The sequence below is a fragment of the Paenibacillus sp. Marseille-Q4541 genome (assembly GCF_018310695.1).
GTDB lineage: Bacteria > Bacillota > Bacilli > Paenibacillales > Paenibacillaceae > Paenibacillus.
Genome location: NZ_JAGXCY010000017.1, coordinates 36,627 through 57,906, shown reverse-complemented (window position 1 = coordinate 57,906; position 21,280 = coordinate 36,627). Strand labels below are relative to the sequence as shown.

The following is a 21,280-nucleotide window of genomic DNA, read 5'->3' as shown; positions in this document are numbered from 1 at the left end:
TTATTTGACAAGTCATCATAGTCCAAGCCCCAACAAGAATAGAAATAAAAAAGAGATAACGTCTATTGTGCTACTGCGATCGTAAAACAATAAGACAAAATAACAGGAGGTAACTAGCGTATGGAGTTGGAGTATGGGCCCTATTTGCCACTGCGCGTCCTTGAGGAGATAAGGTCTTGGAAAGATGCTGAAAAGGAATACACCCAAATCATCATCCCTGTTGTGCCTAATCTAGAGACTCCCTATGCAAAACTGTTAGATGAATGGAAGTCGGTTTTTGAACGCACAAGCTATACGGCAGATGACTGGATGAAAAAAACAAAGAATGAAGCTCACCATGCTAATGAGTATGCACTCGGTCAAATGGATGTCTTGCTTCACACTTGTTTCGCCCAGTCCAAAGAGTTCCATCGGCAGCTTGATCATCTGATGAGTCATAGTGATGCTATATCCAAACACCCTTCAGCAAAAGTAATCATTCAGCACATCCGGGATCAATGTGAAAAAAACATGAATCAGCTAAAGCCTTTGGATCGCCAAAATGCAGTGTCAGAGCTAATAAATCCACAAATGGTATCAAAGCCGCAACAACGCGGCTACTGGGAGGAAGAAGAAGCTTTCCCTTACCCCGAAGTGGCTATATCCGGACGGATTGCCGAGGAATCTTTCGGTACACTAACCGCGTCTTCTTCTCCGACAGAGATGCATACCGAGAGTACAACTGAAACAAGCGAACCTGAGTCTCCTGTACCGATCGGAGGACACAAACTCCCTCCACTTCCTTACGCCTATAATGCACTGGAGCCTTACATTGACGAAAAAACAATGCGTATTCATCATGACAAGCATCATAAAGCCTATGTAGATGATCTCAACAAAGCGGAGAAGAAACTTCAAGAAGCTAGAAAAGATGGAGATTTTGATCTCGTAAAACATTGGGAACGAGAGCTTGCCTTTAATGGCGCTGGACATTATTTACACACCATCTTCTGGAACATCATGAACCCTAAAGGAGGAGGTAAACCGGTTGGCTCCCTTGGCGAGCAAATCCGAAAAGATTTTGGAAGCTTTGAAGCATTCAAAAAGCATTTTACAGAAGCAGCGAACAAAGTAGAGGGCGGAGGATGGGCGGTTCTCGTGTGGAGTCCAAGAGCACATCGTCTAGAAATTCTACAAGCCGAGAAGCATCAGAATCTATCCCAATATGATATTGTACCTTTACTTCCACTGGATGTATGGGAACATGCCTATTACCTCAAGCATCAGAATGAACGAAAAAAATATATTACAGACTGGTGGAATGTCGTTTACTGGCCTGAGGTATCCGAACGTTTCATGGAGGCGCGCAAACTTCGCTGGACTCCTTATTGAGCTCACAGGACAATCCATTGAAGCAGTTTGAAGCAAAAAAATAACCCATATAAAAACAGCCTGTGCTACAAGCAACAGGTTGTTTTTATATGGAAAGAGGAGGCCCTTTTAGTCCCGATCATAACGTTCTCTAAGTGTAATTATCATTTTTTCCACTTCTTCCTTTGGCACATCTGGCTGAGCCCCATTGTAAACATGAACGGCCTTCTGACGAAGCACCTGAACAAGTGACTCCATATAAGCTTCCGAGGAAGGGACCCCTGCAAGTTCACGCAGCCCTCCCATTGTACCCTGCTGTACCTGAGGAAAATGCTCTTCTGTCTCTGAAGCAGCTGCATCGTAGAAATTACGAACCTCTGCCGCCAGCTCATCTCCGTCATCCTCAACAATAATAAATGCGGTAATCAGATATGCCTTTGCCAAACGTCGCTGAGCAATTCCGCAAAATTTACGGCCAGCAATGCTTACATCGTAATCACCTGGGCAAAATGCACCTTCAATTTCTCCGGCCTTCGCCTCTATGCCCCAAGGTAACAATGCTTCCTGTATGTAACTCACCATTCTCTTAAAATCATCATGTATGTTTATCGCATGGTCTGGGTTTGGCATAATTAATGATACATTGACTACGCCCGGAGTCAGTTTGACTGCCGCCCCACCAGAAGGACGAACGCATGTTACGAGCCCCGCTTCCTCATAAGCACGCAAAACTTTCTCGGCTCCCTTTAACCTGCGGTCTCTCAGCCCAATTACCAACGCATTCTCGTGGCGCCACAGATGAGCGACAGGGCGGTGGCCTAGTCCAACCTGCTTACAAAGCACCTCTTCCCATGCAAAAGCCGCAAGCACATCTTCTGTACTTCTCATGAGTGGAGATTCAACAATCTGTAGTTCCTCAAACATAAAAGATTCTCCCCTTCGCCTCACCGAATTTAGCTATATCATACAAAAAAGCCCTGACCTAAAAGGTCAAGGCTTTCTATCCGTACTTCATATGCCAAGGCCCGAATAACGGTATTATCCTTTGAGCAAAGAAAGAAACTCAGCACGAGATGCTGCATTTTCGCGGAACGTACCGCGTGTTGCAGAGGTAACTGTCTTGCTTCCCGGTTTCTTGACGCCGCGAGCACACATACAAAGATGTTCTCCTTCAACGACAACCATAACACCGTTCGGCTTCAATGCTTCATCCAAAATATCTGCGATCTGGGATGTAATTCGTTCTTGAACCTGAAGACGGCGAGTTACTGCCTCTACCAGTCTTGCAAGTTTGCTAAGACCGACAATTTGTCCGCTTGGTACATATCCAATATGAACTTTCCCGAAAAAAGGAGCCATATGATGTTCGCACTGACTGTAGTATACGATATCTTTAACGATCACGAGTTCTTCGTGATTCTCGTCAAAGGTTACGCCCAGTACATCTTTAGGATCAACCTCGTAACCCGCAAAAATTTCTTCGTACATCCGTGTAACACGTGCTGGTGTTTCAAGCAAACCTTCACGGTTTGTATCTTCACCAATCAGCTTTAATATTTGTTCAACGTGGTATTCAATCTGCTCGCGATTGTTCGCGACAGAGGAATTCACGTAATCTTTAACTCCAGCCATTTCGTATTTCCTCCCCGCCGTTACATCTGGCATTTGGCAGGCAAATTACAGCTACTATCTTTTTCTGCCCTGATTTTTACGCATAGGCGGTTGCATTCTACCCGTACCATTGCCGCCTTGCTGGGTTTTCATCATCTGTTGAGCACGCTGCATCTGCTTGCTATTCAAATTGTAGCCCATTTGCTTGGCCATCTTTTGTAAAGCCTCAGGATCATTCTGCATTTTCTCCATCTGCTTACGCAAATAAAATGCACCAATGAAGAATCCTCCGATCAAGCCCACAATTAGTGTAATAATGGGTATGACGATGTTCCACATGCTTCTACACCCCTATTTTCCACTTGAATTTAATATCGTTAAAAACGGTTTACAAACGATATCATAGCATGTAGAAAGGCTGCTAGCAAACGGAAATTGGTGTTTTTCTTACCACTTTACATTAGCTTTGTTTCTCAAGAGACAAGAGCCGCTCTTTTACTTGGAGTCCACCCGGATATATCGCAACTCCGCCTTCATTACCTGTGATGCGATGATGTGGAATAATGATTGGAAGCGGATTTTTTCCTATCGCGGCTACGACAGAACGCACCGCTTTCGGTCTTCCAATCGTTTCAGCAACTTCCAGACTAGATACGGTTTGCCCATAAGGAATATCAGCAAGTGCATTCCACACTTGAACCTCGAACGGTGTACCACGAAGGTCCAACTGAAGCTCAAACGTTTTGCGTTCCCCTTTCACATACTCCTCAAGCTGCCAAACAGCTTCCTGAAAACGTGAGATATCGTGAACAAAATGGTACTCGCCCAGCCATGTTCTTGCCCACTGCTGAAGATGTGCCTCACGCACGGTATAGTTTCCAAAATCGAGTCTCGCTAGTCCTTGTTCCGTTGCACATAAAGTGAACTCCCCTAGGTCCGTAATGATCTCATGATAATAGACTGGCGTGCCCGTGAGGTTTGTTACAGGTGTCGGTTTCCAAGCTGCAGCATTTTGCTCCTGTGCCTTGTTATCCACTTTATCTTCTTGTGGGACAGAGTCCACATTATCTTTAGAAGTACTATTGAGTACGGCTTGGTCCTTTGGTAGAGATGCCGATGCTAAACGTTCTCCGGCTCTTTGCAACATCGTTAGCACGGTTTCGTGCTCCTCTTTTAAAGCAGCTGTCGTTATTGTGTTCATTGCTTCTTCCCCTCCTATTTGGCCGAGCGCCCATGCGGCGGTTCCTCTCAGCTCAGGCCGTGGATCGCGCATGAGCACTTCACTTAATTTCGGTACAGCACTTTTGTCCTTAAAATTTCCGAGTCCAATAATGGCATTCCGTTGAATCGGTTTTTTACCACGCCATGCGGCAGAACTATGTCCGAAACGTTCTTTAAATTCTTTATTGCTCAGATCAAGAAGCGGTATCAACAATGGCTTCACGATCTCCGGGTCTGGTTCAAATTCAGGATGGTGATCCCAATTCTTACCCTTGTTCTTAGGACACACAATCTGGCATGTATCACATCCGTAGAGCCGATTCCCGATTTTTTTCATATATTCTTCATCCAAAAAACCTTTGGTTTGTGTTAGAAAAGAGATACATTTCTGTGAATTAAGCTGCCCTGGACCAACTAATGCTCCGGTAGGACATGCATCAATACATTTAGTACATTCTCCGCACCCTTCCGTAACCGGGGTATCCGGTGAAAACGGAATGTTCGTCACAAGCTCCCCTAGGAAAATCCAGGAGCCAAGCGTGGGCGAAATAATGGAACAATTTTTACCGCTAAATCCGATTCCAGCTCGCTCTGATACAGCACGGTCTACCAGAACTCCAGTATCCACCATGCTTTCAATCCGCGCTTCCGGTACTCTTTCCTTAATAAAGTCGGACAGTTTGTCCATTGCAGCCCGAAGTACGTGATGATAATCCTGCCCCCAGGCGGAACGTGCCAATATCCCTCTATATTTACCTGGCTCAGACTTCGGTGGATCTTTCATCTTGGAAGGATAAGCAATTGCAATGGCCAATAGAGAAGCTGGCTTCTCGTTATCCAAAGCAGGGTTAACCCGTTTCTCTATATCGGGTTCCTCAAACCCTGATTCATAACCATTTGCCCGGTGCTCTTCCAAAATGGAGCGTAAAGATACAAATGGATCAGCGGCCGCAAACCCGATATCATCAATACCGAGCGACGGCGCTGCAGCAATAATTTCTTGTTTCAGCCATTCATAACGCTCAGCTGTGCCCGGTACTGACTGTCCGCTAATCATATTCTCACCTCTAGGTTATATAATGAACGTTTTGATCATACGTTGTATCGTTCAAAGTTTTCTCATGTTCTCCTTAGGCCAAAAAATAAATTCAGCCCTACCTACAATTTTATCCGCAGTAACGCTCCCAAAAGAACGACTGTCCTTACTCATCCCCGCATGGCGATTATCGCCCATTACAAAGTAGTGATCCTCCTGCAATTTGATCGGACCAAAATCAGGATCTTCAATGATTGTATCTGTATAGGATTCATTCTGCGCTTCACCGTTCACATATAAAACATGATCTCTGATCTCAATCAGATCACCAGGTATTCCAATCACTCTTTTCACAAGGAACTCTTTACGGTCGGGCCCATTACTTGGATCATGAAGCACGATCACATCTTGACGTCCCGGTTGTTCAAACTCATATATAATTTTGTTAATAAACAGTCGATTCTGCTCGGTAAGGGTAGGCTGCATGGATTCTCCCTTAACGATGGAAATGTTAAATACGAATAAGTTAAGAAGCAGCATGATGACGAAAGCAATGATGATTGTCTTAAGCCAATCCTTGAGCTCTTTTGCCACTGAAGAGCCTGAGGGGGAAGGCGTCACCGCACGTTCTTTTTCAGGTGGTACATCACGGTTCATCCCTTAAGTCACCTCTATAATCTGTAAGTGCCATATCTATCTATATCTATAAATGCCATATGAATAGAAAAGCATATCTCGGTTCCATTTGCAACGGAAGCCAAGATATGCCTAATATGGTGAACAATATTTTTCTATTTATTTATGTCTGTCTCGCTTGTCTGTCTCTCTAGTTAGTTGTGAACCAGGATACTCAGATTCTGAAAAGCTTTCATAATCTGGTTGGCTCCATATCCCATTGCTTCATACAAAGGCATAGCTGCCTTGTTATGTTCATCTCCGGCAACCCATACACGGCTTACCTTACGCTGATGAAAGCGTTGTTCAACGGCTTTTACTAGAGCTTTTCCAACTCCACGGCGTCTAGCATCCGGATGAACAGCAATACGGTAAATATAACCCTGATTCTGATCGATAGTCCCAATTAATGCACCTACAAGTTCTCCGTCTTCCTCCGCAACCATAATAAGGTCCGAGTCCCAGGATAACTGTCGTGCAAAAGGCCCCATCGTGTTCTCGAAGCAATCTTCGGACAAAGCAACTTGTAACAGCTCCGTCACGCGATTTGCGTCACTCAACTGAAAGGAACGAATGTTCATGTGTTAATCTCCCTTTTCGTTAACTTTAGTGAGGTTTTACAAAAAAGGCATACCCTTTTTACCAAAAACCCGATGATCACTTTTCTGTATGTATTCAGATACAACCTAAATAATGTATTCAAATACAGGCAGAAAAACCGGCATAACTGCCGGCTGAAACATCTGTCACGCCCATAGGGGCCAACCAGAAATGTTCAGGAAATAATATTGCGACAAAAAACGAGATGAATCTACTTCAAGGTCCATTAAACCACACTTTGTTGCAGAAAACACGCAATTTTTTTCTGAAAGCGCTTCATTAAATGCGTTTTCATTTCGAGCCTTCCATTTTGTCCAACTTATGTTATCCATGTTAAGATAGCTAGCATTTGTAAAAATCACTTTGTAAACGTCATGTAAAGTATAAAACCTTATAGAACAGCTTATTCAACAAAAATGTTGATTAAATACGCCGAATACGGTTTAATATAACTGTCGAGGGGTAATTCTTACATAGAGATTGTACCTTTCACTTAAATCTATTTTATTAGGAGGAATTTCATTATGGCATTCCAATTACCAGCACTTCCTTACGCAAACGACGCATTAGAACCACATATCGATGCTCAAACGATGGAAATCCACCACGATCGCCATCACAATACTTATGTTACTAACCTCAACGCAGCTTTGGAAAACGCTCCTGAGCTTCAAGGAAAATCCCTTGAAGACCTGATCGCTAACCTCGACAGCGTACCTGAAAGCATCCGCACAGCAGTTCGTAACAACGGTGGCGGACATCACAACCACAGCCTGTTCTGGGAAATTATCGGACCTAACGGCGGCGGAGCTCCCACTGGCGCAATCGCAGCTGCAATTGACAGCGAGCTTGGCGGATTTGATAAATTCAAAGAAGATTTCGCAAAAGCAGCAACAACTCGTTTCGGTAGCGGTTGGGCTTGGCTCGTTGTAGGTAAAGACGGCAAGCTTGCTATTACAAGCACACCTAACCAAGACAGCCCTGTATTTGAAGGTCTGACTCCGGTTCTTGGCCTTGATGTTTGGGAGCATGCTTACTACCTCAAATACCAAAACAAACGTCCTGATTACATCGCTTCCTTCTGGAACGTAATCAACTGGGATGAAGTAAACAAACGTTACGAAGCTGCGAAATAAGCAGAGCTTATAAACGTTAAAAGCCACCTTGTCTTGGACAAGGTGGCTTTTTTATTAATTGGCACCGAATCAATCCTATAAAATTAGATTACTACACCGATAGCTGGCTCTAAAATCTCATCATCTCGCCTTGCCCGATATAATTCGTAGTAATGTCCTCCTAGCTGCATTAATTCATCATGTGTACCTGTTTCGACGATGCTTCCCTCATGAATCACAACAATCTTGTCAGCCTGTTGAATTGTTGATAACCTGTGGGCAATTGCAACGGTTGTTCTTCCTATCATAAGTTTTCGAAGCGCATCCTGCACAAGATGTTCGGATTCATTATCTAAGGAAGCAGTTGCTTCATCAAGTAACAAAATAGGTGCGTTTTTCAAGATGGCTCTAGCAATGGCAATCCGCTGACGTTGTCCCCCAGACAGCTGACTTCCCCTCTCCCCAACCTGAGTATCCATCCCATCTTGAAACTGCTGAATAAATAAGTGCGCGTTCGCATAAATCACCGCTTCAACAACTTCCTCCTCTGTTGCTTCGGGATTACCATAAAGAATATTTTCTCGAATTGTTCCAGTAAAAAGCTGAGGCTCCTGTGGTACGAGCGCATAAAGCCCTCGAATTTCGTCATAATTCAGATTAGTGTAGCTGACTCCATTCGCACGAATCTCTCCTTTATCAGGTGCATAAAACCCTAACAATAAACGAAAAAGAGTGCTTTTACCGCTGCCACTCGCCCCAACTACTGCAGTGAACTTTCCGTGCTCTATTTCCATACTGAAATTATCCAGTATCTTACTATCTGAGTATGCAAATTCAACTTGTTGCAGCGTAATCTGAACTTCCTTTTGATCGGTTAGAATCGCCTCAGAAAGATTTGTCTTTTCGTTCTCTTCCGGCTGCTGCTGCAACACTTCCTGAATTCGATCCGCCGCTCCCAGCGATACCTGAAGCTCTCCCCAGGTCGAAGCAAATGTCGTGAATGGCATAATGACATAGTTCATCAGTTGAACAAAAGCCATCAAACTTCCAATCGAGATTATATCTTGAGCAACAAGATAGGCCCCGTATGTAATCGCAAGCACAAAAGCAGAAAAACCGATCATGTTCGACAAAGATTGTAGAATACTTGTCGTCACGCCCAGTTTTGTTTCCTGCACACGCACAGCGCTTGACTGGGTACTAAATTTCTTGCTAAAGATGGCCTCCAGTCGAAATACTTTAAAAATAACACTCGCTCCCGCTACATCCTGTACAAAAGAGGTCATTGTCCCCCATTTCTGCTGTGATTCATTGGACCTCTCACGAATACTGCGGCCAAGCAGAAGTCCACACAACAAGATCATCGGCCCAATCAGTAAAGAGATCAGAGCAAGTCGCCATTCAATGATTACCAAATAAATAAAAGCACAAAGTGCCATTAGCGGATTTTTGATCAATTCAATTAAGGTATGCCCCAGTGCGCCTCCAATGGTCTTATTGTCCGTCGTAATACGTGATAACAGATCTCCTGAATGATGATTGTCATAATAGGTTTGTGGTAGTCGAAGTAATGTGCGGAAAGTGCGTGTGCGTAGTTCATCTTGTACGTTCGCAGATACTCTGGACTTTAAATACCCGTTCACATACTGGTTAATTCCCATGACGAGAATAAGAGCAATTCCCGCATAGAGCAGAGGCAAAAACTGAGTTGTATTACGGGAGACAGCCGTTTCTGTTAGGTTTCCGAACAGCCATGCAATCGATAGGTTCATCGTAATATCAATGATGGTTACTAGACCAAGGACAATATAGAAATACCAGTATTTCCGAATGAGACCTTTAAAAATGGCCACCTGCACAGCCCCTTATCCTTTGGATTGGATCTCCTTGATCACTGCCTTCACTTCGTTGCTCGCTTTCAGTACTCCAAAATGCTGAACATGTTCAACCGTATCTCGAATGAGCCCGGCATCGACATCCTTAGCAATCACTAGCTGCCCAATCAGACGAATTTCAATTTTGGTCTTAGAAGCACGTAATATTTCAAGCTCATCCCGGTCATAGATGACAACGCCAACTGCCGTTATTTTTCGGGTAGTATAATCTTGTATTTCCTTCCGATGAGTCTCCAGCTGATTACGAATCGCTGTTCGAACAAAATCTGTCCGGTTAGAATAAAACGCCTGATCTACCAGTAAATCAATCTGACCCAAATCCACAATCCCCACGTTCACCGTAACTTTCTCAATTTTGTCTTGTTCACTCATCATTGAAATCCCCTTATTTATGTTCAAATATACTCCATATGGAGTATGCATACTATATTTTATAACATTTAATTCCAATAAAATCAATTATTTTCTATTTTATGCGTTCAGTGAAATAAAAAACCTGCTTCAACGAAGCAGGCTTAAGGTGAATTTATATGATTTTTATAAGGCAAAATGTTCTTTGAGCAGCTTCAAGAATACATTCGGAAAAGCCATCGTTTCCATATCTTCTGGACCAATCCACTTATATACATATCCTTCTGTCTTATAGGCCTCGATCTGCTCAGCCACCATAGATGAGCTTAAAACTTCATCTGTTTCCTTACATCTATACAACTGGAGATTCCAATGAATATGACTGAAGGTATGTTCTGCGAGCTTCCAGAACGCTTCTGGCCTCGCAGGATAACCCTCTTCAATTAAATGCCCTGCTATGATGTCCATTGCCGGTTCATCCGGTACCTGGTATGCCAGTGCGCCAGGTTCTGAAGCTAGTACATGAGGCAGCTCCCACATTTTTGCGAGCAGTCCGGTTTGCGGACGCTGACGCACGAGAACTTTACCTTCATTTTGTAGTGTCCCTGTTACAAGTGCTGCAATACGCTGTTCTGGGCGAGGTGGTTTCGCCTTCTTCTTCACAGGCAAAGTGTCCTCTCTTCCCTCAATGCGTCCTTTACACATTTCCATTACCGGACAAGTAAGACAGTGAGGAGATTTCGGTGTACACACTAGGGCTCCGAGCTCCATCAGTGCCTGATTAAAGTCACCCGCTCGTCCTTGTGGAATGAGCTCCTGCGCCAGCGTCTCCATTTTGACACGGGTACTGCCTTTCATGATGTCGTCTTCTATCAAGAAGTAACGTGATAGTACACGCATCACATTTCCATCTACTGCTGGCTCAGGCTGGTTAAAGGCAATACTAAGAATTGCACCCGCAGTGTAAGGTCCGACTCCCTTCAGGTTAAAGACAGCATCCTTTTGATTCGGAACCTCTCCCCCATGCAGTTCAAGAACTTGCTTCGCAGCTGCCTGAAGGTTCCGTGCGCGAGAATAATAACCGAGACCTTCCCACAGCTTAAGAACGTCTTCTTCCGGTGCTTCAGCAAGATCCGAAATGGTCGGAAAACGAGTAATAAACCGTTCAAAATAGGGCTTTACTGTTTCCACCCTTGTTTGTTGAAGCATGATTTCAGAAACCCAAATATAATAGGGATCACGATGGCGGCGCCAAGGCAAGTCCCGTTTATTCTCCATATACCAGTTCAGCAGTTCGGTGCTGAAATATTGTTTTGCTGTACTTTGATCCATTCCTGTTTGTTCTCCCATCCATATCTGCATCTAATCTATGTTGAAACCATTAATGTATCTGTTCTATCCGTTCGACGATAGCGAAGGCAGCTGCCATAGCGGGCTGGTGTGAAATACTCAGATGAATTTGATACACAGGTTCTCCTCTGAGTTCAAGACGCTTCCAAGCTTCCGCTGATAACGAAACGACAGGCTTCCCCTTTTCATCCGGCAAGATTTCAAGATCATGAAATCCAATCATTTGTCCAATACCGCATCCAAAAGCTTTCGTTACTGCCTCTTTGGCAGCAAAACGACCTGAAACATAGGCAAGTTCATCCTTACTTCGTGAGAAAAGAATCTCCTGTTCCCTGCTGGTCAGAACCCTCTTAATAAACGAAGTTCTGCGGTTGCTTTCTAAAATACGTCGAATTCGTCCTGTTTCCAGCACATCATTGCCGATCCCATAAATCATCTGAAATCACCACCCTCTTTATTAGATCCAATCTATTGTACCAGTCTAACTTCACAGAATCTATGTTCGAACGATGACAAAAACCCCCGTTTCCGGCATATGCCAGCAATACGAGGGTTAATCGGCTATTCACAACACCGTAGATATCTAGTTAGGGTGGATCTCTAGTCTTTCAGCTCTAGATTCCAGGGATCGCGTTACGCTTGTGGCCTGTCCGTAAGTAGGCTGCCTCTAATTTCTCTCTTGCTTCAGCGGGAATTTCCTTGCCTTCTAGATAGTCACTGTTATCCTCATATGTGATCCCAAGTTCATCTTCATCCGTTTGACCTTCCCACAGACCTGCAGTAGGTGCCTTGTGAACAATTTCATCCGGAACTCCAATATGAGCAGCGATTTGGCGAACCTGACGTTTATTAAGACTTGACAGTGGAGTGATGTCGACTGCGCCATCACCCCATTTGGTATAAAATCCAGTAATCGCTTCAGACGCATGGTCTGTACCTACAACGAGCAGATTCATCTCAAAAGATAACGCATACTGCACGACCATACGCGTTCTTGCTTTCACATTCCCTTTACCTTGCGGTGTCATATGACGAGACATTCCCAAGTTTTTGAAACCATGCTCCACTTCAAGTGCGATTTCGTTTACTGCTTCTTCAATATTCGTTTCAACCGTATATCTCAGATCAAATGCCTTAGCCGTTGCATAACTGTGCTCGATATCGGATTGCTGACCGTAAGGTTGGAATACACCCAGTGTCTTGTACTCTTCCCCTGTTTCCTTCGTAAGTTCGTCCGTAGCTTGTTTACATAGTCCAGTTGCTACCGCACTATCAATACCGCCACTAATCGCAATTAGAAGCCCTTTTGTGTGTGATTTCTTCACATAATCTTTCAGAAAATCCACACGTTTGCGAACTTCCTCATCGACGTTAATGCTTTTCTTTACTTTCAACTCAGCAATAATCTGCTCTTGTAAACTCATCGTTCACACCTCAGTTTCTCCATAGTAATTGTACAGGGAATAAGAAAAGAAAAAGCCAAAACGCCCCAATGAGTTCGGGTTAACCGAAAACGAGGGGCGTTATGTAACTGACTTATTTGCAGTAACGGTTAAAAGCGTCTGTCAAATCAGCCGCAATATCTTCCGCGGAACGGTTCTCCACCTGATGGCGTTCGATAAAATGAACCAGCTCCCCATCCTTAAGCAAAGCAATGGAAGGTGATGATGGTGGGTATGGAGCAAAGAACTCACGAGCTTTTGCAGTTGCTTCCTTATCTTGACCTGCAAACACGGTGAATAATTGATCCGGTTTCACCTCATTATCCAGCGCTTGGGCAACGCCTGGACGTGCCTGACCCGCTGCACAGCCGCATACAGAATTGACAACAACCAGTGTTGTTCCCTTCGCTTCTGGCAAATTCGCTTCCACTTCTTCAGCAGTGCGAAGTTCCTTTATTCCAAGGTTTGTAAGTTCATCCCTCATCGGTTGAACCATATCTTTCATGTATTGATCAAAAGACATAGACATTAATTGTTCACTCCTTATGAATATCTGTATATAGATTAATCAGTCTAAATTCGATGCTAACCTTATTATACATTCATAAGTTGTGAACGCAAGGGAGGAAGATATGCTCACCAATACAGAGTTTCACCATCCTCGTTGCACAGTAAATCGACAGTTTAGAAACCTAGGTTGCAGGGAAATTGTCCCCTTGCAGTTTTTTGTCGGTTACTTGTTCTTTTGTATGGTTTTTCTTGTTGGATTCCTTTTGAATCTGTTGTTGTTTGGAATCATTTTTTGACATAGGGAATCCCTCCTTTCTTCGTCACAAAGCTTGAACTTACGCTTCAGCCATGCACTCTAGCATGATGGCAAGCTTATTATGACTCTGAATAAGGGATCTTATCCCCAGATTAACTTATGCCCCTAAGTCCTTATGTATTGATACACGCATCTATCACAAATCAAACAGGCGCTATCCATTTTTGAAAATAACAGTGAATGTCGTACCTTTTCCTTCCTCTGAGTCAATACAGATCGTTGCGTTGTGTCTTTCGGCAATTCCTAAACAAAGGGATAATCCAAGCCCTGTACCTTTAGACTTGGTCGTGTAAAATGGTTCAAAGAGTTTGTTCTGTGATTCGAGGGATATCCCTGGTCCGTTATCACTCACACTCAGCTTCACATTCCCCTCTTCCAAAGCCGTTCCAATGATCAACGTTCCTTTGTTCCCCATCGCTTCCATTCCGTTTCTGGCCAGATTCAGAATAAGCTGTTTAATTTCTTTAGGGTTTACATGTTTACTAGGAATTTCATCGCATAAATTGAGTTCAATCGTTTGACCTCGCATATTCGCATCAGCCAGCAGTAACGGGGTCAGTTCCTTAATAATGTGATGAAGATGAACTTCTTCCTTTTCAGAGGCTTGGTTCTGAGCTAGCGAGAGAAAATCATTGATTATACTGTTAGCCCGGTCTAATTCTTCCATTACAATCCGATAATAATGATCAAGAGAACGTGGACTTTTCTCTCTCATGAGCTGAAGGAACCCTCTGACTACTGCCATTGGATTACGTACCTCATGTGTAATACTTGCCGCCATTTGGCCTACAAGCCCCAATCTTTCCACGTGTGCCAGCTCATTTCGAAGGGTTTCAAGTTCTGTCATATCCTGAAGTACCAGAGAAGAACCTATCACTCTTCCGCTAACCGGATCTTTGACCGGAGAGATCGTCGTATAGAATGTGTTTGCTCCGACTCTTAAATATTCAGATGAAATCTCTCCATCATGGTTTGCACTCTGGATTCGTTCTGTCACTCGCAATCCATGCTCTTCTCCGATGATCGTTTCAATTCGCTTCCCGATCATTTCTTCAGGCGGGATTGCCTGAAAATTATTAGATGATTCCATCTGAGCAAGCATGCGGGTATTTGCATTCACGATATTCCCCTCTGTATCGAATGCAACGACCGACACAGGTACGGTATTTAACAGATGTTCATTCATATCAAATTGGTGCCGATATTCTTTCCAACGCACTTCAAGTTCGGAGGCAAATCCGTGATGCCTTAACGTTTTTTCCATTAAATGAATCGTCGCTAACAGTACTACTAAGGAAGAAAAAATATAGAGCAAAGAATAAACTGCAAATTCAACTTGAACATGTTCACTAAAATCCGTTTTCAAAACGACGAATCCATAACATAAAAAAGTATAGCTAAGCCAGATTATAGTGAACATCATCTTTTTCTTAGATACATTTGCTTTTTTGAAACGACTCACGAACAATATCAACACAGGATAAAGTAAAGCACCCGATCCTAAAAAGATAGCGGGTTCAGTCCAATAGTCAGTGAGACAAAAGAAGGATATGATTGATACAATTGACACAAAAATCCCGATAGGATAAGTTCCATATAAGATGGATAATATGACTGGAATTAAGCTCAAATTCAAATAAATCGTATTCAATAAGACAGTAGAAAAAAGAAAACACAAGAAGATCATAATCAGACAAGAGAGCAATAAACTGCGCTGGATCTGAACGGATTGCGATGTTTTTTTCTTTATTTCTTGAAATTCTGTCCCGAGGCGCCCCAAAAATAAGGTAAATAGAAGCGGAGTTATTCCAGCAAGCAGGACTTGCAACAAAATGCCTTTGACCGCAAACATTGGCCGTCATTCCTCCCTTCGAACACCGTTTACCGACACAAACCTTATGTAACCTGATTAAAACATAGGCAACATCATATTACAATATTTTCTATGTGTAGATATGAAAGACTACACGTAGATCTTGTATTATTTTTGATTCATTTGAAAATATAAACAAAATATGACATCATTTCGACTTCATCTCCCGGTTCTGATACGATAAGATGAGAGATTAGTAGGAGTTATGAATCAGTAAAATGCTACAGAAAGAGGTTAGTAAGTCCAATGAATGTAAATGTAATTGTAATCGGCGGAGGTCCCTCCGGTCTTATGGCTTCCGTTGCAGCAGCAGAACACGGTGCTTCCGTTCTTCTTATAGATAAAGGAAACAAATTAGGTCGCAAGCTTGGGATCTCAGGTGGTGGACGTTGTAACGTAACCAATGCCAAAGATCAAGACGAACTCATCCGCCATATTCCGGGCAACGGCAAATTTTTATATAGTGCCTTTCAGCATATGGATAACAAAGGAATCATGCAATTCTTTGAAAGTTTAGGTATTGCTCTAAAAGAAGAAGATAATGGGAGAATGTTCCCTGTGTCTGATAAAGCTAAAACGGTAGTAGATGCGCTGATCGGCAAGGCAACGGCGTTAGGTGTCAAAATTTATACCGATTCACCCGTATCTGAAATCGTGTATGACGACCATCAAGTAGCAGGAGTTAAACTAGCATCTGGAAAAACCATTCAATCGAGTGCTGTCATTGTTGCAACTGGCGGGAAATCGGTGCCTCAGACAGGCTCTACAGGGGATGGTTACCCTTGGGCAGAGGCAGCAGGTCACACGATAACAGAACTTTACCCAACAGAAGTACCCATTGTTTCCGGCGAGCGATTCATTCAGTCCAAAGAGCTCCAAGGGCTTTCTCTGAGTGATATTGCTCTTTCCGTTCACGATGCGAAAGATAAAATCGTCATTCGTCATGAAGGAGATATGATCTTTACTCATTTCGGCTTGTCTGGACCCGTTGCATTAAGATGCAGCCAGTTCATTCGTAAGGTGCAGAAGAAAACAGGTTCCCATCAAGTGACCATGAAGCTTGATCTGTACCCTGGCAAGTCTCTTGGCGAAATGACTCAAGAACTCAAGGACAAACTCGAACAGGAACCTAAAAAAGCGATAAAAAATTCGTTGCGAGGCATCGTTCCAGAACGACTTATTCCGCTGGTTCTGCAAAAGTCAGAGCTTGAAGAAGATACGACTTATCATCATTTGCCCAAGGGCAGTGTTGAAGCGCTTGCAAGTTTACTAAAAGGCATTCCTATTGTTGTAACAGGAACCCGCTCTCTCTCCGAGGCGTTCGTAACTGGAGGCGGAGTAAACTTAAAAGAGATTTACCCTAAAACGATGGAATCCAAGCTTATGCAAGGCCTTTATTTTTGCGGAGAAATTCTTGATATCCATGGTTATACCGGTGGATATAATATCACTGCTGCATTCTCAACCGGGTATACAGCAGGCAAACATGCCGCTGAACAAACTTCATAGCGGACAGCCTTATCGGACGAAGTATTAAAAACTATATTTATAAAAAGCGATCATTCATGAAATGATCGCTTTTTATATTTCATGCTTTTACACTACCTGAGAACCCACCATAGGCTCCCCCAAAGTCATGATCATCGCTATAATTACGTTCCTCTTCCAAGACAGCATCTTCATAAGGAGAATCGCTTTCCCCGGATAGATAGGCTTCATCCAAATCTTCGTTCACCGTGTGAGCAGGAATAGACAGGTAAGAAAATTCAGTGTCGTTTTTGCCGCTAAAACTTGGAGTAATCAGCTCGCGAACGCTATCGCTATTTTCTTCCTGAATCTCTCCTCCGAATGCTTCCACTATTTCAAGAGCGGTTGTAATATCCTGTTGCTCAATTTTTACATCCATCAAACCCGAACCCAGCATCTCTGGTTTATATCCTAGCTCAAGCAGTGTTTCAAAGGCTCCTCGAGCTTTCGTCTGGTCAGGGAACATAATCATTACCGCAGGTTCATCCATATTTTTCATCCTTTCTTCTTCTGCCTAGACAAGAAATGCCTGTCACGCTATTCCTTAATATGCCGATGTCCCAGCCTATTTATGAAAAATAAAAAATGAGAGCTAAGTAACGATAGAGATATGAGGGATCGAATGTATACAAGTTTAACCCTTCTGATCTGCTTCAATTACCGGTTCAGGTGCTGTATTTCGCAGACCTGCAGTAACTAGAAAAGCAACAACTGCAATGATCATCATAATGATAAAGAGTGAGTGTAGACTAAGCTCTAGCACATTCTGAAGCATCATCTTCAGCTCTTCTGGCAAGGATGCCGTACCATGTGGTGCAAGTACACGGTTAATATCCGCTTGAGTTACTCCTTGCTCAGCCAAGTGCATACTCTCCGAATAAGCTGCGATTCGCATATTTAGCCAAGTACCAAAGGCGGCCGCACCGATCGTTTGACCTAGCGTACGTGTGAACGTATTGAGTGCTGTGGAAGCGCCCCTTTGGCGATGACCCACAGAAGACTGTGCAATAATCGTAAACACGGTAAAAGAGAATCCAAAACCAATACCATAGATGAAGGTATAAACATACATAACCCAAGTGGCTGTATCGCCTTTCGTAAAGAGCAAACCTACTGAACCTATCACTATAGCAGTCAAACCAATCAGTGTTGTTTTACGTGAACCTAGACGCATGAGTAGCCGCCCGGCATAAATCCCTCCAATTAGCCAGCCTACGGACATTGGTGCGAGCATTAAACCGGAAGAAGTCGCATCTCCACCACGCACACCTTGTACCCAAAGAGGAAGATAACTGGTAAGCCCTATAAGAAGGGCACTCGTTAATAGACCAGCAATATTGGACAAGGTAATATCTCGTATTTTGAACAGACTCAGTGGAACCAAAGGTTCCTCCGCTTTATTTTCGATATAAACAAATAGGATAAGAAAACAAAGAGCAATCAACACTAACAGAATAATGAAAGGAGATGTCCACGCGTATGACTGACCTCCAAGTGTCAGCACAATCAGCAACGAGGTTATTCCGATAATAAAAGTAATGGCACCGGCATAATCGATCTTGGCGGTTTGTTTAACCACTTCTTCTTTAAAGTATCTAGCCACAAACCACATGGCTAATAGTCCAAACGGGACATTAAATCCGAAAATCCACGGCCAGCCAAGATAATCAACAAAGTAACCGCCAATCAAAGGGCCGACCAAGGAAGAAATTCCCCAAACCGAGCTAATCATCCCTTGAACCTTTCCTCGTTCTTCAATGGTATAGATGTCCCCAATAATGGTAAAGGTCACAGGCACAACCGCCCCTGCACCTATCCCTTGGATCGCCCGAAAAACAATCAAACTTTGCATATTTACTGCGAAACAACATAAAATGCTGCCGAGTAAAAACAAAGCGACACCGATCAGGAAGACGGGTTTTCGGCCGTATAGATCACTGATCTTACCAAAAATAGGTGTACTGACCGCCATCGTCAGCAAGTAGGATGTAAATATCCAGCTTAACAACGTAACGTCCCCGAGATCACTGACGATGGTAGGTCCCGCAGGTCCAATAACCGTCCCCTCGATAGCGGACAAAAACGTGGCGAGCAGAACTCCAACCAAGATCAGTCCCCTGCCTGGAATTTTATTTGCATTCGTCATGAAAATATGTACCTTCTTTCCTTTGTTTGCTTTATCGCAAACCTACTCCATATTACCATGACCTTACTTCTCATGGAAGGAATTATGCTTTTTTAGTATCCCTCTATCCAGTTCCCAATGCTGATCTGCATAAGGTAAAAAATAATGTGGATCATGCGTAATCATAAGAATAGCCGCTCCTTTAGATAATTGAAGCTGGCAAAGTCCTGTTAGTATCTCCATCCCTATATAGTCCATTCCTGCTGATGGCTCATCCAGAACATAGATACTTTTGTCCAGAAGGAACTGAGTGATTACACTAAGCAGCCTTTTCTCTCCGCCTCCAAGTGAATAAGGAGAGGCTTCTTTTTTATGAGATAAGCCCGCTAGCTTAAGCAGCTCCTCTACTTTGCTTTTCCATTCTGGGGGAATATCTGTATTCTCTCTAGAGGCAAGACTTGCTCTAATATCGTAGGTACATTCCTCCCAAACGGTACTGGCAACGAATTGATGCTCAGGTTGCTGAAAGACGTAACCAATCTTGCTAGACAAGTCTGATGCGTCATACCGTGCAAGCTCCTTTCCTACCAAAAAGAGGGCTCCTTTGGGGACTGGAAGGAGCCCCATAAGCAGTCGGCTCAGGGTTGTTTTACCTGAGCCATTGTCTCCAGTCAGCACGGTCCACTGACCTGCTGACAAAGTACCGTTCACCTCCTGCAGCGCCTTATGGCCGCCAGGGTAGGTGAACGACAGCCCCCGCATGTTCAGAAGCGGGGGCTCACCGCTAGGCTGCCACCCTATTGCCGCCGGCATGCGGCCAGGCTGGGGCAGCAGCCCAAGGGCAGTTAGCTCCGCGTGATGATCGCGGAGCAGCACTTCCGGGGGACCGTCGAAACGGACGGTCCCTTCGTCCAGGACGATCACGCGCGAGGCATGCCGCGCCTGATCGTCAAACCGGCCGGACGACGTAAGGAGCGTCCGGCCTTGCTGGTGCAGCGCTGCACACAGCTGCACCAGTTGCTGCTGCGCCGGTGGATCGAGGCTTGACGTTGCTGCGTCAAGTACGAGAATCGGCGGCGCCAGCGCAAGGATTGCGCTGATCGCGGTGCGCTGCTTTTGACCGCCGGATAAGGCAGTAATACGTTCATCTCGAAGTTCTGTAAGTGATACCGCTTGAAGCGCATCTGAAATACGCTCCATGATGACAGAAGGAGCAAGGCACAAGTTCTCCGGACCGAAGGCAACCTCATCTTCTACGATGCCTTGCACAAGCTGTGCATCAGGGTCCTGAAATACAAGTCCACAGGTATTTGCCATTTCCGCAATAGAAGCATGTAAGGGGTCTAAACCACCCACCTTAAGCGTTCCTTCCCGATTCCCTCCTCCGGACCGTGGCAAGTAGCCGTTCAGCAACTGACACAACGTTGATTTCCCACTCCCGCTTCGGCCGATAACGGCTACCCATTCTCCTTGCAAAACGGCAAAAGAGAGGCCCCTCAGCGCATGGCCGGCCTCTCCCTCATATCGAAAACTTACTTCTTCTAGTTGTATGGCGTATCCATCAGACAAAACTAGTCACTCCTTAAGCTTTGAACTGTTCCGATGTTCCATATTTACGAAGCATACCGGAACGGATAAGCCCATCGCCGATTATTTTGGTAAGCCATCCACATAACACAGCTCCACTGATCATTCTTACCACAAGAGCTATAATCAGTACGGGCCAACCCCAAGATGTATAGCCGAACATTTGGGCTGCGAAAACAAACCATAGCGGAACGAGTAAAGCACCCGCGAGCATCATAAAAGATGCGCTCCATTTTTTATATCTCGTCATAAAGAATAATACTTCCAGAACAACCATGTAACATAGTGCCGCTACAATGATGGAAGCGAGTCCATACGCAGAACCGATAAAGCTCTGTACCACCGCCCCAATTCCATAGGTAATGATAGCCGTTCCTGGCTTGCGAATGATGTAATAAGCAAGTAATCCATAAACGATGTATAATCCGGTAATGGTTGAAGTGGCAATAGGTCCGCCAAGATTATTCAGCATCTTGTTTATGACAGATAAGTAAAATGTCATCGCTCCATTGGCCGTCGCAAGCATGGCCATAAGTACAATATCAAGTGTTGTAAAAGCAGCAAAATGTTTTCCTACACGTTGTTTTATTTTGGACATTCTTTTCTCTCCCTCAGATCTTCTTAGTTATGTAACATAGCTGTTCATAACTTTAGGGTCTGTCCGCTTTATTGTCAACTCATTATTTAAATATAAGG

Annotated in this window: 20 protein-coding genes; 3 read left to right on the top strand and 17 right to left on the bottom strand. The window is 44.0% G+C overall.

Annotation, left to right across the window (positions count from 1 at the left end; genetic code table 11):
- The first annotated feature begins 120 nt into the window (after nucleotides 1-120).
- Nucleotides 121-1,371 carry a Fe-Mn family superoxide dismutase gene (locus tag KFT32_RS16760; RefSeq protein ID WP_211748383.1) on the top strand — a complete coding sequence of 417 codons (1,251 nt, stop codon included), beginning with the start codon at nucleotides 121-123 and terminating at the stop codon, nucleotides 1,369-1,371.
- A 108-nt stretch (nucleotides 1,372-1,479) separates the two neighbouring features.
- On the opposite strand, the gene KFT32_RS16755 is transcribed toward KFT32_RS16760, so the two are convergent.
- The 6 genes from KFT32_RS16755 to KFT32_RS16730 form a co-directional block, all read right to left on the bottom strand.
- Nucleotides 1,480-2,274, bottom strand: coding sequence for a lipoate--protein ligase family protein (locus tag KFT32_RS16755; protein WP_211748382.1), 795 nt, complete (start codon nucleotides 2,272-2,274; stop codon nucleotides 1,480-1,482).
- 114 nt (nucleotides 2,275-2,388) lie between these two features.
- The gene (gene folE / locus KFT32_RS16750; RefSeq protein WP_211748381.1) at nucleotides 2,389-2,982 is read right to left on the bottom strand and encodes a GTP cyclohydrolase I FolE; all 594 of its coding nucleotides are present in this window, start codon (nucleotides 2,980-2,982) and stop codon (nucleotides 2,389-2,391) included.
- A 54-nt stretch (nucleotides 2,983-3,036) separates the two neighbouring features.
- Complete coding sequence (locus KFT32_RS16745) at nucleotides 3,037-3,300, bottom strand: YneF family protein (protein ID WP_211748380.1); 264 nt, start codon at nucleotides 3,298-3,300, stop codon at nucleotides 3,037-3,039.
- Nucleotides 3,301-3,421: 121 nt separating this feature from the next.
- The gene (gene queG / locus KFT32_RS16740) at nucleotides 3,422-5,239 is read right to left on the bottom strand and encodes a tRNA epoxyqueuosine(34) reductase QueG (protein ID WP_211748379.1); all 1,818 of its coding nucleotides are present in this window, start codon (nucleotides 5,237-5,239) and stop codon (nucleotides 3,422-3,424) included.
- A 51-nt stretch (nucleotides 5,240-5,290) separates the two neighbouring features.
- The gene (lepB, locus tag KFT32_RS16735; protein WP_211748378.1) at nucleotides 5,291-5,875 is read right to left on the bottom strand and encodes a signal peptidase I; all 585 of its coding nucleotides are present in this window, start codon (nucleotides 5,873-5,875) and stop codon (nucleotides 5,291-5,293) included.
- Between the two features lie 173 nt (nucleotides 5,876-6,048).
- Nucleotides 6,049-6,474: a GNAT family N-acetyltransferase gene (locus KFT32_RS16730; RefSeq protein ID WP_211748377.1), complete on the bottom strand. Its 426-nt coding sequence runs from the start codon at nucleotides 6,472-6,474 to the stop codon at nucleotides 6,049-6,051.
- Nucleotides 6,475-7,017: 543 nt separating this feature from the next.
- Here KFT32_RS16730 and KFT32_RS16725 point away from each other — a divergent pair.
- Nucleotides 7,018-7,629 (top strand): superoxide dismutase, encoded by a 612-nt coding sequence (locus KFT32_RS16725; protein WP_211748376.1) that lies wholly within the window; start codon nucleotides 7,018-7,020, stop codon nucleotides 7,627-7,629.
- Nucleotides 7,630-7,712: 83 nt separating this feature from the next.
- Here KFT32_RS16725 and KFT32_RS27610 read toward each other — a convergent pair whose 3' ends face one another.
- The 7 genes from KFT32_RS27610 to KFT32_RS16690 all read right to left on the bottom strand — a co-directional run bounded on the left by KFT32_RS27610 (nucleotide 7,713) and on the right by KFT32_RS16690 (nucleotide 15,324).
- Nucleotides 7,713-9,461, bottom strand: a complete 1,749-nt coding sequence (locus KFT32_RS27610; protein WP_211748375.1) for an ABC transporter ATP-binding protein — start codon at nucleotides 9,459-9,461, stop codon at nucleotides 7,713-7,715.
- 12 nt (nucleotides 9,462-9,473) lie between these two features.
- On the bottom strand, nucleotides 9,474-9,878 hold the full coding sequence (locus tag KFT32_RS16715) for a CopG family transcriptional regulator (protein WP_211748374.1): 405 nt from the start codon (nucleotides 9,876-9,878) through the stop codon (nucleotides 9,474-9,476).
- Nucleotides 9,879-10,040: 162 nt separating this feature from the next.
- Nucleotides 10,041-11,186 carry an A/G-specific adenine glycosylase gene (mutY, locus tag KFT32_RS16710; RefSeq protein ID WP_211748373.1) on the bottom strand — a complete coding sequence of 382 codons (1,146 nt, stop codon included), beginning with the start codon at nucleotides 11,184-11,186 and terminating at the stop codon, nucleotides 10,041-10,043.
- Nucleotides 11,187-11,235: 49 nt separating this feature from the next.
- Nucleotides 11,236-11,640, bottom strand: a complete 405-nt coding sequence (acpS, locus tag KFT32_RS16705) for a holo-ACP synthase (RefSeq protein ID WP_211748372.1) — start codon at nucleotides 11,638-11,640, stop codon at nucleotides 11,236-11,238.
- A 178-nt stretch (nucleotides 11,641-11,818) separates the two neighbouring features.
- Entirely contained in the window at nucleotides 11,819-12,628 is an 810-nt protein-coding gene (gene nadE / locus KFT32_RS16700; protein ID WP_211748371.1) for an ammonia-dependent NAD(+) synthetase, read from the bottom strand.
- A gap of 112 nt (nucleotides 12,629-12,740) precedes the next feature.
- Nucleotides 12,741-13,175, bottom strand: coding sequence for a BrxA/BrxB family bacilliredoxin (locus KFT32_RS16695; RefSeq protein ID WP_211748370.1), 435 nt, complete (start codon nucleotides 13,173-13,175; stop codon nucleotides 12,741-12,743).
- Nucleotides 13,176-13,626: 451 nt separating this feature from the next.
- Nucleotides 13,627-15,324 (bottom strand): two-component system sensor histidine kinase NtrB, encoded by a 1,698-nt coding sequence (locus KFT32_RS16690; RefSeq protein ID WP_211748369.1) that lies wholly within the window; start codon nucleotides 15,322-15,324, stop codon nucleotides 13,627-13,629.
- Nucleotides 15,325-15,591: 267 nt separating this feature from the next.
- Between KFT32_RS16690 and KFT32_RS16685 the strand changes: the two genes are divergently transcribed.
- Complete coding sequence (locus KFT32_RS16685; protein ID WP_211748368.1) at nucleotides 15,592-16,854, top strand: BaiN/RdsA family NAD(P)/FAD-dependent oxidoreductase; 1,263 nt, start codon at nucleotides 15,592-15,594, stop codon at nucleotides 16,852-16,854.
- Nucleotides 16,855-16,933: 79 nt separating this feature from the next.
- On the opposite strand, the gene KFT32_RS16680 is transcribed toward KFT32_RS16685, so the two are convergent.
- The 4 genes from KFT32_RS16680 to KFT32_RS16665 form a co-directional block, all read right to left on the bottom strand.
- Nucleotides 16,934-17,371, bottom strand: coding sequence for a hypothetical protein (locus KFT32_RS16680; RefSeq protein ID WP_211748367.1), 438 nt, complete (start codon nucleotides 17,369-17,371; stop codon nucleotides 16,934-16,936).
- Between the two features lie 135 nt (nucleotides 17,372-17,506).
- Nucleotides 17,507-19,018: an MDR family MFS transporter gene (locus KFT32_RS16675; RefSeq protein ID WP_211748366.1), complete on the bottom strand. Its 1,512-nt coding sequence runs from the start codon at nucleotides 19,016-19,018 to the stop codon at nucleotides 17,507-17,509.
- 63 nt (nucleotides 19,019-19,081) lie between these two features.
- On the bottom strand, nucleotides 19,082-20,566 hold the full coding sequence (locus KFT32_RS16670; protein ID WP_211748365.1) for an ABC transporter ATP-binding protein: 1,485 nt from the start codon (nucleotides 20,564-20,566) through the stop codon (nucleotides 19,082-19,084).
- A 13-nt stretch (nucleotides 20,567-20,579) separates the two neighbouring features.
- On the bottom strand, nucleotides 20,580-21,182 hold the full coding sequence (locus tag KFT32_RS16665) for an ECF transporter S component (protein ID WP_211748364.1): 603 nt from the start codon (nucleotides 21,180-21,182) through the stop codon (nucleotides 20,580-20,582).
- Between the last annotated feature and the right edge of the window lie 98 nt (nucleotides 21,183-21,280).

Excerpts from the sequence above, each read along its gene's own strand:
- KFT32_RS16760 (WP_211748383.1), top strand. The coding sequence starts at position 121 with ATGGAGTTGGAGTATGGGCCCTATTTGCCACTGCGCGTCCTTGAGGAG.
- KFT32_RS16755 (WP_211748382.1), bottom strand. The coding sequence starts at position 2,274 with ATGTTTGAGGAACTACAGATTGTTGAATCTCCACTCATGAGAAGTACA.
- folE (WP_211748381.1), bottom strand. The coding sequence starts at position 2,982 with ATGGCTGGAGTTAAAGATTACGTGAATTCCTCTGTCGCGAACAATCGC.
- KFT32_RS16745 (WP_211748380.1), bottom strand. The coding sequence starts at position 3,300 with ATGTGGAACATCGTCATACCCATTATTACACTAATTGTGGGCTTGATC.
- queG (WP_211748379.1), bottom strand. The coding sequence starts at position 5,239 with ATGATTAGCGGACAGTCAGTACCGGGCACAGCTGAGCGTTATGAATGG.
- lepB (WP_211748378.1), bottom strand. The coding sequence starts at position 5,875 with ATGAACCGTGATGTACCACCTGAAAAAGAACGTGCGGTGACGCCTTCC.
- KFT32_RS16730 (WP_211748377.1), bottom strand. The coding sequence starts at position 6,474 with ATGAACATTCGTTCCTTTCAGTTGAGTGACGCAAATCGCGTGACGGAG.
- KFT32_RS16725 (WP_211748376.1), top strand. The coding sequence starts at position 7,018 with ATGGCATTCCAATTACCAGCACTTCCTTACGCAAACGACGCATTAGAA.
- KFT32_RS16715 (WP_211748374.1), bottom strand. The coding sequence starts at position 9,878 with ATGATGAGTGAACAAGACAAAATTGAGAAAGTTACGGTGAACGTGGGG.
- mutY (WP_211748373.1), bottom strand. The coding sequence starts at position 11,186 with ATGGATCAAAGTACAGCAAAACAATATTTCAGCACCGAACTGCTGAAC.
- acpS (WP_211748372.1), bottom strand. The coding sequence starts at position 11,640 with ATGATTTATGGGATCGGCAATGATGTGCTGGAAACAGGACGAATTCGA.
- nadE (WP_211748371.1), bottom strand. The coding sequence starts at position 12,628 with ATGAGTTTACAAGAGCAGATTATTGCTGAGTTGAAAGTAAAGAAAAGC.
- KFT32_RS16695 (WP_211748370.1), bottom strand. The coding sequence starts at position 13,175 with ATGTCTATGTCTTTTGATCAATACATGAAAGATATGGTTCAACCGATG.
- KFT32_RS16690 (WP_211748369.1), bottom strand. The coding sequence starts at position 15,324 with ATGTTTGCGGTCAAAGGCATTTTGTTGCAAGTCCTGCTTGCTGGAATA.
- KFT32_RS16685 (WP_211748368.1), top strand. The coding sequence starts at position 15,592 with ATGAATGTAAATGTAATTGTAATCGGCGGAGGTCCCTCCGGTCTTATG.
- KFT32_RS16680 (WP_211748367.1), bottom strand. The coding sequence starts at position 17,371 with ATGAAAAATATGGATGAACCTGCGGTAATGATTATGTTCCCTGACCAG.
- KFT32_RS16675 (WP_211748366.1), bottom strand. The coding sequence starts at position 19,018 with ATGACGAATGCAAATAAAATTCCAGGCAGGGGACTGATCTTGGTTGGA.
- KFT32_RS16665 (WP_211748364.1), bottom strand. The coding sequence starts at position 21,182 with ATGTCCAAAATAAAACAACGTGTAGGAAAACATTTTGCTGCTTTTACA.